7 protein-coding genes are annotated in these 12,494 nt (G+C 45.4%); 3 read left to right on the forward strand and 4 right to left on the reverse strand.

Features of this window, described 5'->3' with window-relative positions; translation table 11 throughout:
- Positions 1 to 74: 74 nt before the first annotated feature.
- From IPL32_05805 to IPL32_05815, 3 genes are read right to left on the reverse strand one after another with little or no spacing between them, the layout of a single operon-like run.
- A complete protein-coding gene (locus IPL32_05805) occupies positions 75 to 2,102 on the reverse strand; it encodes a VCBS repeat-containing protein (GenBank protein MBK8465327.1) in 2,028 nt (675 codons plus the stop codon).
- A gap of 41 nt (positions 2,103 to 2,143) precedes the next feature.
- Entirely contained in the window at positions 2,144 to 3,592 is a 1,449-nt protein-coding gene (locus tag IPL32_05810) for a hypothetical protein (GenBank protein ID MBK8465328.1), read from the reverse strand.
- Positions 3,593 to 3,651: 59 nt separating this feature from the next.
- Positions 3,652 to 4,599 (reverse strand): cellulase family glycosylhydrolase, encoded by a 948-nt coding sequence (locus IPL32_05815; protein ID MBK8465329.1) that lies wholly within the window; start codon positions 4,597 to 4,599, stop codon positions 3,652 to 3,654.
- 207 nt (positions 4,600 to 4,806) lie between these two features.
- Between IPL32_05815 and IPL32_05820 the strand changes: the two genes are divergently transcribed.
- From IPL32_05820 to IPL32_05830, 3 genes are all read left to right on the forward strand, one after another.
- A complete protein-coding gene (locus IPL32_05820; GenBank protein MBK8465330.1) occupies positions 4,807 to 7,842 on the forward strand; it encodes a CHAT domain-containing protein in 3,036 nt (1,011 codons plus the stop codon).
- A 59-nt stretch (positions 7,843 to 7,901) separates the two neighbouring features.
- Positions 7,902 to 8,537, forward strand: a complete 636-nt coding sequence (locus IPL32_05825) for a sigma-70 family RNA polymerase sigma factor (GenBank protein ID MBK8465331.1) — start codon at positions 7,902 to 7,904, stop codon at positions 8,535 to 8,537.
- A gap of 103 nt (positions 8,538 to 8,640) precedes the next feature.
- Entirely contained in the window at positions 8,641 to 9,606 is a 966-nt protein-coding gene (locus tag IPL32_05830) for a hypothetical protein (GenBank protein ID MBK8465332.1), read from the forward strand.
- Position 9,607: 1 nt separating this feature from the next.
- On the opposite strand, the gene IPL32_05835 is transcribed toward IPL32_05830, so the two are convergent.
- Complete coding sequence (locus tag IPL32_05835) at positions 9,608 to 12,211, reverse strand: CHAT domain-containing protein (protein MBK8465333.1); 2,604 nt, start codon at positions 12,209 to 12,211, stop codon at positions 9,608 to 9,610.
- Positions 12,212 to 12,494 lie beyond the last annotated feature (283 nt).

Below are 12,494 nucleotides of genomic sequence, written 5' to 3' on the forward strand. Positions count from 1 at the left end.
CACAAGCCCATTTAAACGAAAAAGACGGGCAAGAAAAGTCTCACCCGTCTAATTTTCACGAAAGTCCAATTTTATTAGTATCGAAAAGCGGCTTGGGTCGGCCTATCGCCATTTGAACCGAATTGGAAAGCGACAAAGGAGCCATCTGAGCTGTTTTGCCGGTACCATTTGCCGTCTGATGGACGGAAAACACAGATATCTACTTTTCCGTCGCCGTCAAAATCGTCCTGTGCCGGAATGTCGAAAGAAAGCCCGAAGTTGAAATACGTCACCGCTCCGTTCAAGCTGCTCAGCACATACCAGAAGCCGTTCGATGGGCGATAGACGGCAATGTCCGTCTTGTTATCTCCATCGTAGTCGCCGGGAACCGTTAGATCAGTAGATATGCCAAATTGAACGCCAAAAAATGAGCCGTTTGAACTGTTGAGCCTGTACCATGAGCCATTCGACGGTCGAAATACAGCAATGTCAGACTTTCCGTCATCGTCAAAATCACCAACCGTCGGCTTGTCTCCATTCAAACCGAATTGAATTGAAACGAAAACTCCATCTGAGCTATTTTGCCGATACCATGTGCCCGTCGAAGGGCGAAACACAGAAAGGTCAGCTTTTCCGTCGCCGTCGTAATCGGCCGGCGTCGGGAGATCTTCGGCCAGTCCGAATGCGAAATATGAGAAGGCACCATTGGAGCTGTTTGTGATATACCAGAAACCGTTCGAGGGCCGATAAACCGCAATGTCCGTCTTGCCGTCACCATCATAATCCGCCGGCACGATTCTGTCTGTCGAGAGGCCAAACTGGTTCCCAAAGAAACCGTTCTGGGATTGCTGCAAGTACCATGCTCCCGTTGATGGCCTGAAAACTGAAATGTCGCTCTTTCCGTCGCCCTCATAATCAAAGGTTGAGCGTTTGGGAAATGTGCAGGTGTTCTTCAATCGAACTATTTTGTTGTCACCTACTTCTTTTAAGACTAATAGATCGGGGCTTCGGTTATGGTCGAAATCAACCGCATAGACCTTTTCCGATCTCCCAACTTCAGCAGTGAAATTATACGCTCCGCTAAAATTTCCGGCATCTGCGTTCAGAAGTATCGTAAGATTATTGCTGCCTGATGAGCCATTATTTGCCGATGCAATATCGGGCTTGCCATCGGCGTTAAGATCAGCTACAGCGAGATGATTGGCTGAGGTTGTAACCGGAAAGGTGTTAGGTGTTGGAACGGAAAATAGGCCGCTTCCGGCACCTAATCTAATATTCACTACACTTCCAGGTGCACTGGCGGAGTAACTTGCAGTTGCAAGATCCATGACACCATCGCGGTTGAAATCTCCAATTTCAATATCCTGTTGGCTCCCGGCTAGGTTGGACGGGACGGTCGGCGGGTTGCTAAAAGTGAAGTTTCCGTTCCCAAGTTTAACTGAAACTGTATCGTTATTGTTAACGGTCAGAAAGTCCGGGTTGTTATCCCCGTTGAAACTGCCCGTGACTATGGCAATCGGCGCGGGATTTGAGCCGCCAGTAATTCCGGTAGGTATTGTGATAGCCGTCCCAAAATTGCCGTTGCCGTTGTTCGGTAAAATAGCCGCAACTCTGCCGTTAAAATCAGCAGTTACAATATCTATCTTGCCATCATTATTAAAATCCGCTGTCGCTATATCTTCTGGATCACTTCCAATTGGAAATGAAGTCGGGGTGCTAAAACCGCCGTTGCCGTTGCCGAATAATACGGCAACAACATAATTTGAACTTGGACCGCCGACAACCGCAAGGTCGAGCAAGCCATCCTGATTCAGTTCTGCCACGGTAATTCCTACAACATTTGACTCCACTGCGGAGTAGTCAACGCCCGTCCAGGCAAAACTGCCAGCGCTGTTGCCTAGCCAGATTTGTACCAAACCACCGTTGGGGGACAAACTGTCTCGCAAAATCGCCAGATCCGGTTTTCCGTCGCGGTTAAAATCTCCCGGCGCTAATGCCAGCGGACGATTGACCGTCAATGCCGGCAAAGTATCAAATGTCGGCGTCAGACAAACTGATTTCGCCACTTTGGCAAAACAAAACACCAATAAAAGGGACATCACATATACGGATTTCTTTTTCATATTTACTCCTCAATATTCGTTCAAGCCGGAAATTTCCGATATTATTTCGCTATTTCGATCTCGATCTTGTTACCTGATACCCCGATGATATTGACTCGCGGCTGGCCAAATCTTGCGGACGAGATCGCGTCGGCCACTTTCTCAGTCGAACCATCGAATTGTATGTCCAGACGGGCAACATTTAGCGTCATACTTTTACTTACCTTGCGAACTCCAGCGATCCGTTCGACATTTCTGGCAAACTGACTTAGTTGGTCCCAACTGATATTTGAGATCAGTATCTCAACACCGGAGGTCGAGGAGGCGGAGCCTGAGGATGATTCGCACATTTGACCGATGAAATAATCAGCCCATTCTCCGCCCGCATTTCTGAGAGCCCCCTTGGCCGATACAAATTCGGCGACGTCCAAACCCGTTCCGAATTTGCCGTCGGTTGCGAGGATCCTGGCTGTGTCGGTTTGAATCGCTCTGGCCTCGACGCGGGCTCGAGTGGAAACAAAACGACCCTGGCGACTAGAAAATTCGCTGAAAGCCTCGCCGATAATGATAATATCTGCTCTAAATTCAACTCCCAGAGCCGCAGCAGCCTGAGGATTATTGATGGCTGTAAGTACCTTTTCACGGTTGCGGATAGCCGCAATTTGCGACTGATCAATAACATTAAATCCCTGTGCCACTAATCGCTTGATAATTTCGGTCTCTCCCGCGGGGTCTGGAATTCTCTGCGAGATATGTGTCTCGGGAATCACGACCATGATTCGCTTGTTTTTTGCACTTAGAGGGATCGCGCATTCTTTTGCGGTAGTTTCGGGAGGTACTGGGGTTGCGACTATTACAGGCTTAACGGAGCCGATTTTCTGGATAATCTCCAAAACGGCGTTCTTCATGCCTTTTTCAACTGCGTTTGGCATTGCATTGCTTCGAAAGCCGTCAATATCGAGCCAGCCTCCGCTGCCATAAGAATTCATCCCAAAGGCGGTTTGATCCGCATTGAACTGTTTTGAAAAAACGATTACTCCTGATGTTGAATCGATTATCTGAAGATTGAACTTCACTTTGGCTGAGTAACTGGATGCATACCTGTCTATACCTGGTATCCGCGGACAAAACGAACAAACTCGGCCAGACTTTTCACTGAAATTTATTGGGGTTAAAGTTATCAGAAATTGTGCACCCAATAGTCGTCCGGTTTTCGCCGCGGTGGGGCCATCGACAAAACCGGTAAGTCCAAATCCTTGTTCCTCGATGGCAGCGTTTACCCGTGCTCGATCCACGACTGTAAATCTGCCGTTGTTTACAAGTTCGTTGACAAGTGCAGCACCCAGATTCTGTCTCAATGATGGATAGTAGTACTCACTAGTTCCAAATGATGTCACCGCGATTGTTACTTTTCCGTTACCTCCCGATTGGGCCCGAGCTGTAGTAACCGATGCCAAACAACAAACGACTAGAACGAGACGTATTACGTTGCTAAACCTGTGTGTTTTCATATTTCCTCCAAATCGAAAAAGTTCAAAGAACGTGTATCTCTAAGGGATACTGAACAGCCCTAACCTCGGAGCCAGCTAGTTAGGATCCGCCAAGCGTCTTGGTTTAATTCATAATTCCAAACATCAGCCTCTCTGAATGCATGGACAGTCAGGTGGATTCCTTTCGTTTTGCACTCGGTGGTAAAATCACGCAGGAATCTTGCTGCGTCTCGGTGGCTCCGGTTTATCCCGACTTCGCCGATATAAACTGGAACTCCATGAGTAGCCCCGAATCGGCGCACGTTTTCAAGTTTTGCCTGTAACTGAGCAAGGGTATAGGCCGTGCTGCTAGCACTACCAGCACTTCCAACGTACCGATAACGACTGGAAACGCTTGGGTCGTAGAATTGAACAGTTGGCCACCAATCCCAAAAATGAAATTCGACAATTTGATTTGAAATGCCGGGCAATGGGCGAAAAGTAGAGCTTGATGCTTGACTCGTTGTTGATCCGCGGGCAGCGTAAACGATCGCGTTGTGTGAATCATGCGCTCGAATTGTCTGCGCAGCGCGGAGTGCAATTCGGCTCCAATCTGAATTCGCCGGTTCATTCAACAGGTCGTACCAAACCCGCGACTTATTCGCGAAACGCTGAGCAAACAATCCCCATTTGGCGACGAAATTATTTTCATCAGTAATTGTTGAGCAATTCGCTGATCCGGGAGGACAGGGGCCGGGGTGATGAAAATCCAAAACCGTAACAATTCCACGCGAATTTGCTACTGCCTGTACTTGCTCTGCAAAGCTTAACCAGCAACCAACATCACAGTATGAAGTACTGAAGTAGATCGGAAACCGAACAAGATTTCCACCGTCGTCAGCGATCAGATTCACATCATGCTGAGCTTTTGCCACGTTTATCGAGAGCGTATCCAGCATAAATCCCCGTCTCGGAAGAGCCGCGGAACTTCCTGAAATACAGAATATGAATGCTATGGTTAGCAATAATTTAGTAGTTAAGTGATTCATTCTTTTTTCTCCTTTTCGAAATTGATCTCAATATCTATTAAGGAATGACTCGAAGAAAAAAACACTACATTTTTTTAAAAACTGGTTTGCGGTGAAGTGAAACAATGGAAATGGATGGAAACCTGGACGTGGCTAAGAATAAGGAGCTTGAAAAATCTCATCAATTAATCGATAATCCTTGAACAATCGGAGATCAATATTATGCGGATGCCAGCAATTGGAGGGGTGTTAGTGGTTTTGCTAGTCTGTGTTTTGCCGCATGTTCGCGGACAAGAAACCCAGCATCCACTCTTAATTTCTGGGAAGTCACTCGAACGCGAGCTAAAAGGCGACGACGTCCATTCGTATAACCTCGAGCTGACCGCCGGGCATTTTCTCAATCTCGTCGTTGAACAAAAAGGGATTGATGTGGTCGTGACTCTGTTTGACCCGAACGGCAAAAAATCGTGGGAAGTTGACGGCCCGAACGGAGCGGATGGACCTGAAGCGGTTTCAATAATTGCCGAAATCTCAGGAAACTACCGTCTGGAAGTGCGGTCGCTTGAAAAAACGGCGACACCCGCCAAATATGAGATAGAAATTAAAGAACTGAGAATTTCAACTGAAAAAGACAAAAGTCGCGTTGCCGCCGAACAAATATTTACGCAAGGCCGTCAAATTGAATCAGTCGGTACCGCACAATCATTACGGCAAGCTATCCAATATTATGAAAAAACCCTGACGATATTTCGCAGTATTGGAGAAACCAACCGCGAAGCGGACGCACTGAACACCATTGCCGTTCAATACTATTCGCTTGGAGAAATTCGGAAGGCGCTCGAATACAGTCTAAAAGCAGTTCCGCTTTTTCATGCCGTCGAGAATTATCCTGATGAGGGAGCGACACTCCACAATACTTCCCTTTTATATTACACGCTTGGCGAATACGGAAAATCGCTCGAATACCTCTATAGATCTTTGGATATATGGAAAAAGCTCGACAATAAGTTGGGCGAAGCGAATGCCCTAAACGGGATTGCCAAAAATTACTCAAGTTTGGGCGAATCCGAGAAAGGGTTGACTCATTATCAAGAGGCTTTAATTATAGCCAGAACTTTTTTACCTAATAACAAAAAAATCGAAGCCCAAGTATTAAGAAATCTCGGCGGATTGTTTCTTGAAATTGGTCAGAACCAAAAAGCCGTTGAACATTACAATTTAGCTCTGCCTATTTTTAAACATCTGAATGACAAACACGGCGAATCAAACGTTCTGTCCGGTATCGCCTCCGTTTATAAAAATTCCGATAGCAAGACGGAAAAACTAAAAGCAATTAAATTTTTCGAGCAGGCATTGTCAATTCAGAAAATTATCGGTGACAAAAACGGTGAAGCCCATACCTTGCAAAATATTGGTGTGATTCTTTTTGATTTGGGCGAAAAACTGAGCGGGATTGAGCATTATTTAAACTCGCTGATAATCAGCCGGGAAGTCGGCAATAAACAATTGGAAGCCGAAGGTTTATTAAATCTGATGATTGCTTATAAATCTTTCGGCATGTCAAAGCTGGCCGGATGTTACGGAAAGCTTTCCGTAAATAATCTACAAAACCTTCGACAATCGCAGCAGAATTTAGATTATCAAACTCAAAAAAGTTTTCTGCGAAAAATTGGACGCAGTTATCGAGAACTAATCGACTTGTTGATTTCACAAGGTCGCCTGGCTGAAGCTCAACAAGCTCTTAATGTTTTCAAAGATCAACAATTTTTTGATTTTGAACAAAAACAACAATTAAATCCGCTGTCGTTCACGCCCCGTGAAGCTGAAATGGTTTCACGTTTTGATCGGATATTCAATGAAATTGGCGCAACCCGCGGCAAGATTTCGGAACTCCGGCGCATAGTAGGAAATCGTCCGCCGAATGAGGATGAAGCCAAACAATTACAGCAACTCGAATTGCAGCTCAAAACCGCGAAGGACGAATTAAACAATTTTATCAAACAAGCCGAAATCGAATTTGCCGCGCCATCCGACGAGAAGGATAAAATCCCGGAAATTGCCGACCTGAAAGAAATGCAAACCGCTATGCGCGAGCTTTCGCAGCAGACCGGACAAAAAACGGCTGCTGTTTATCAATTCGTTGGCGATGAAAAATACAGTTCGCTGTTGATTACATCCGACTCGATTGAAGTGGCTTCTTACCCGATAAAAGGTGCGGAACTCAACCGGAAAGCCTTGCAGTTGTGGAAGCTGTTACAGTCACCGGAGAGTGATCCGCGTCCACTTGCCGCAGATCTTTATAAAATAGTTTTTGCGCCGCTGGCGCCAAAACTGCCAAAAGATACGAGAACGATTCTCTGGTCTCTGGACGGCAGTCTGCGCTACGTCCCGGTTGCAGCATTGTATGACGGAAGGAATTATCTGGTCGAAAAGTATCAAAATGTGCTATTTACTCGTGCCGACAAAGAGAGACTTACTCGTCAGGTATCGACTCACTGGACAGGAGCAGGATTTGGAACCACAAAGGCCCATACGGTTGAATTACAGGGCAAACGTTTCGCCTTTGATGCGCTAGGCCAGGTAACCTTTGAGATGGGTCGCATTTTTAAGCAGGCTGACTCAAAGGGCTTATATGATGGGGACGTCTTGTTGGACGACAAATTCACAAAATCCTCAATGCTAGCCGAGCTAAAAACGCCTCGTTCATTTGTTCACATCTCATCACACTTTAGATTTGAACCCGGGAATGAAGCCCGCTCATTTCTTTTGCTGGGCGATGGAGATGTCTTTACTCTGAATGAAATGAAACGCGAACGCGATCTGTTCAAAGGCGTCGAGCTATTGACGCTTTCTGCATGTCAAACAGCATCGCAGCTGACTGACGCAAATGGACGTGAAGTCGATGCACTGGCTGAATTGGCACAACGATTGGGCGCTGGAGCGGTCATGGCCTCGCTTTGGGACGTCGATGACATTTCCACTGCGGATTTGATGAGTAACTTCTATGGTGCTTACCGTAAAGATCGAAAATCAACCGGAGCAACCAAGGCTCAGGCATTACAGCAGGCGCAGCTTTCGTTACTAAACGGCCAGATCAAACGCACACCGTTAAATAATAAACGTAGGGCGAAAGATTCGGAAAACTTTTACGCTGAGATCAAAATAGACAACGCATACAAAATACCATACAAAACGAAAGCTAGCGCTCCACTTGCTCATCCGTTCTATTGGGCGCCATTTGTTATTTTTGGTAATTATAAGTAGTTTTTACTTAATACAAAGTGTAATCTTTCCAAAACTCATCCAAAATTTGATTCGGAGAAATGCGAGATACACAGAACAAAGCAAGATGGACATTGACTGCGGATGCCCTTGATTTGCTTATTGGTGCTATTCAAAAAGATGGACTGGATGCCACTTCCGAATATATCCGCACCCGAAGCTCGCTTGTTCGATACTTCGAGACAAATGGAACAGCGGTAGATGCGGATATGCTTGCCGACGAGACACTTGACCGCGTCGCAAAGCAACTTGCGGAAGGTAAAGCCCTTGAACTCAGAGGTTCGAGGGCTTATTTCTTCGCCGTTGCTAGGCTTGTTTTGTTGGAAAATATTCGCCGGTCCCGGCGGTTTGTATCGATTGATGATCCTGATAACCCCACGGAGTTAGCTAACACAACCGAATCAGTAGTTGAAGATATGTATGATCGCATCAAACGTGAAATTGGTCTTGATGCCGTCGTCAAATGCAGAGACCGACTATCAGGCCAGGAAAGGGAAATTCTCGCTATCTATGATGAAGGAAGAGGGCGAGAAAAAATAGACCGGCGAAACGCCCTGGCGGAAAAGCTTGGCAAGACGAAAAGCACACTAATTGTTGCAGTCTCGCGGATCCGAACCAAGATCAAAGATTGTGTTCGATCAAAACTCGGGCCTGATTTTGCTCTGGAAACCTTGTAGTGTTTTCAGGTTTCGACCATTTATTAATGGAAATGGACATTCGCAAGAATGTGAGTTTGGTTTTGTTAATCGTGAAATATTATTTTTGTCTAAGTAGGTAACATTGAACGAAGAAGAAAAAATAGATCAGATGCGCAGGTATTGGCTTGGGTTTTTGACCGAAGGAGATAGGTGTGCATTTGAAGCGGCGTGGTTCGATAACGACGAAGAATCTGAATTGCTTGCTGCCGTTCGTGACGACCTGATCCAAGACTACCTTGCCGGCGAGCTCGATAACGATGAACTCATGGGTTTTCAGACGAATTTGCTTGGACAATTGGACCTTGTTCAGGAGGTTACGTTGTCAGCGGCAATAAGTCGAGTTTTAGCAGTTTCTGGAGATGAAACTGATACAAACAGACTAGCGACGAAAATAGGATGGGTTGCTCAAGTAACATCAGTCTTTCGTCAATTCGTATCTGGAGGCGTTCCAGCCGCGGCGTTTGGGGCAATAATCACTGTTTTATTGATCGGGGGGGGCGTAGTTTGGCGATCACTCACGATTAACTTACCTAAATTGGCAATTGTGCAACTGCCAGATACCAACCAAGATGTTCGTGTCACAAACGAAGATTCGAGCGTTTATGTGGAACCGCCTCAACCGGAGCAGCCAAGCAACAAAAAACAGCCTCCGCCAGCAACTGTTTATCCAAAGACTCGAAATCAAGACAGAAAACAGGATAGCTATGTTGCTTTGGTCTTGGGACCTGTCCTACGCAGCCAAGGCGTGATGCCGGAAAAGTCTATTCCCAAGGGTGTCAGGAATTTGCGAATCGTTTTTCAAAAGCCGAATATACTAGACTCATATAACAAATACAGCGTGAAAATTGTGTCGGCCGACAGCGGACTCGTTTTCGGTCAGCAGCGTCTTCAAGATCTCTCAAAAATAAAAACCGGAGGGAAGGTGTCGGTTACCGTGCCAAAGCGAGGCTTAGTCCCCGGTGAATACAAGCTGGTCATTTTCGGCGAAACATCAAGTTCTCAAAATGACCAACTCTGGGAACGGACATTCAGAATTTTGAAACCGTGAGCTACTTGAAATTCCCAATGATAATGAATGGCGCCCAGTAAAACGGATGGTCAAACGGAGCATTTTTCCCGGGTTTATGGGCGTGTAATTTTGCTATTTCTATCTTAATGTTAGAAACGTCAATCACTTCACCAAAAGCTTTTCGACGCCGTGTAGTGGGATTATCTTTATAATACCCTTTGAGCAACGATAGTTGGGCTTTTCTAAGTGCTTCAGTTTTACTTGTTTTTTCGTTATTGTAGGTCCGATAAAACCTTGTCATTAGTTCAGCTGTCGAATCATCCGACAATTCCCACAACGAAGCCATTATTGATCCAGCGCCCAATCTTTGTGCCAATTCAGCAAAGCCGTCAACCTCTTTTCCTGTAGCGTCTGGACGTTGTGCGGCAGTTTGGCACGCCGACAAAGTGAGGAGTTCGACACCGCCAAACAACCCTTTTTCGTTTTTCATTTCATCCAGAGTGAACGTCGAACCATCACCTAGTATCAAAAATGAACGAGAATCGTCTCCTGCCTCAAATTTGAAATGCGAGGCGATATGCACCAGCGGCCGATGTTTTCTCAAAGATGAAAGCATGGCGGCTTTGGTAAACTCAGCATCCAGCAAAACCTCGCCTGGAAAAATTCCATTCGGATTATTCCTTCCGAAAATTCGTGTCATTTCATTTTTGACACCAAAAAGCGGTTCAAAAGTAAACTTCTTACCGAGAATTTCAACTTTGTGCTCCTTGCTGCTGCCCAATCCTGTCCCGGTCCAACTGCCTGAAACGGATCGGGTCAATCGTTCTTTATCAGCGCGGGTGAAAATGGCATTATTAAAGCGTTCAACAAGATAGCCCTTGCCGTCGTGCAAAGTCGCCATCGGCACATAACGGAGATTGCCGTCCATCGACCAAAGAATCGTTTTCGTGTCCTTAGGTAATTTAGCGGCCAGAGGCTCGAATACCATTTTGTAGAGTTCGGCCGCAATTGGCTGTGGATCATAGTCTGGCGTTTGCAGCAACCTCCACAATTGCAAGGCTTTCTGATTCAGGTCCATCCCTTTTACTGGGTATGAAATACCATCGATCGAATCAGGTGTGATCAGCAATGATCTATATTTTTCCGTTCCAACAAACTGATAAACAGCAACCGTTTTTTGTCCTGTTTGCTGCGAGAGCTCGGTCAGCGCAGCTTGCATTTCCACAAGATCAGCAATAACCGGAACTCTATCTTTGTCGTCAGGGGGAGTCGCAAATTCGACTAGGCCGTTATTGATACTCTTCAGCCATGTTTCCTTTGCATTTTTTAGATCATTTTCGAGTGTTTTGATTTGTGCAGATTCTTCTGTATTTGGCTGCCGTTCTCCGATCTCATTCTTGAGGCTTTCGAGTTGGGTATCAATTTCGGTTACGGCTTTACTCTCTATTTCGTATCGAGCAGCGTAGTCAGCTTCACGAGGCGTGAGAGTCAGTCGTACAGGCTTTTTTGAAGACACTGAATCTAGATCAAAAAACTGCTGATCCTTGAATGAATTGATCGTTTGCTCGGCTTCTGCAAGCCGGTTTTCGGCAATCAGATTTTCAGCGAGAGACCGATAGGAATCTTCCACCGAATTAAGGTAAGAGCGTTGAGTTTCCTTGTCAAGGCTTTGAATATTTGCGCGGAGTTGTTGATAAACATTGACGGACTGCTTTCCGAAATAAGCAGCATAGCGCGGAAGTTTTAGGCCCACACAAGTATTCATTAGGTTGCGCAAGGTCGTGGCTTCGCCATCTTTGTCATTGATTTGTCTTCTGAGCAATAAAGACTGTGTTAGATATTCGAATGCCTTTGAATATTCTCCTAGTCTTATATAGATCGCACCAATATTTTTTAGACTGCGCGCTTCTTGTTTTTTTTCTGGCGTCTTATTTCCCGCTTGACGAATAAGCACTAAGGATTGGGTGAAATATTTTAATGCTTCCTGATTCTCGCCGGACGTATAATAAACCCCGCCAATTGTGCCAAGCGTGACGGCTTGCCCGCCTCTATTACCGATCTTGCGCTTGATTTCCAGGGATTGATGAAGGGTATCGAGAGCTTTCTGTCTTTCACCTAAATATATATAAACTAAACCGATATTGCTTAGTATGATGGCTTCAAGGTCTTCGTTAACGATTTGTCTTGTTACTACTAAGGCTTTCTCGTAATTTTCAATTGCTTTGTTATATTCGCCAAGCCCATCATAAACCTCGCCAATACTGTTTAAAAGGGGAGCTTCTGTCTGTGTGTCATTATCTTGCTTCACTACGGCCAGTGTCTGACCGAGATAATCCAACGCCTTTGCTCGCTCACCTAAATCGATATAAATTTCGCCGATGGTCAATAGCGCTTTAGCTTCATTTTTCTTATCCTCAAGATCCCTAAAAAGTTTGACTGCACTCTCAAACTTTTCCAGTGCCAACCTCAGGGATTCCGGTGTACCTTGCTGATAAATAACATTTGCTTCATTAAATGTCTTTTCGGCTAAAATGAGTTTCTGTTCTGTTGATGGAGGAGATTGAGCCTTAACCGCCAGCGTGCAAAGTAAAAAAAAGTAAAAACTCAAGATAGCCGCGACGGTAACCTTTTTTCTGACTGTCATATCATTCACAGAATACCTAACACCGGATAACCTGAAAGTAACCATAACTTGAATTTCTACTTATAAAAATTGATTATTGTAGGCAGGATAGCAGAAGAAGGGTCCAGAATGAAGTGGCGGCAATTCCTCGAGAAGTTTGTCTTGGAATTGCTGAGCTGGCCCGACCGAAGACCGCTAGACAGCCAATGAACGGACATATCCATCCTTCCAAACTGAAACCGTTTTAGGTAGGGTATGTTTTTCACTATAATCTAAATAAACTTAAAAAAGACGCCTCTGGAGT

The organism is Chloracidobacterium sp., assembly GCA_016711345.1.
Taxonomy (GTDB): domain Bacteria; phylum Acidobacteriota; class Blastocatellia; order Pyrinomonadales; family Pyrinomonadaceae; genus OLB17.

What these genes read in the sequence shown, in the direction of transcription:
- IPL32_05805 (MBK8465327.1), bottom strand. Translation starts at nt 2,102, where the DNA reads ATGAAAAAGAAATCCGTATATGTGATGTCCCTTTTATTGGTGTTTTGT.
- IPL32_05810 (MBK8465328.1), bottom strand. Translation starts at nt 3,592, where the DNA reads ATGAAAACACACAGGTTTAGCAACGTAATACGTCTCGTTCTAGTCGTT.
- IPL32_05815 (MBK8465329.1), bottom strand. Translation starts at nt 4,599, where the DNA reads ATGAATCACTTAACTACTAAATTATTGCTAACCATAGCATTCATATTC.
- IPL32_05820 (MBK8465330.1), top strand. Translation starts at nt 4,807, where the DNA reads ATGCCAGCAATTGGAGGGGTGTTAGTGGTTTTGCTAGTCTGTGTTTTG.
- IPL32_05825 (MBK8465331.1), top strand. Translation starts at nt 7,902, where the DNA reads ATGCGAGATACACAGAACAAAGCAAGATGGACATTGACTGCGGATGCC.
- IPL32_05835 (MBK8465333.1), bottom strand. Translation starts at nt 12,211, where the DNA reads ATGACAGTCAGAAAAAAGGTTACCGTCGCGGCTATCTTGAGTTTTTAC.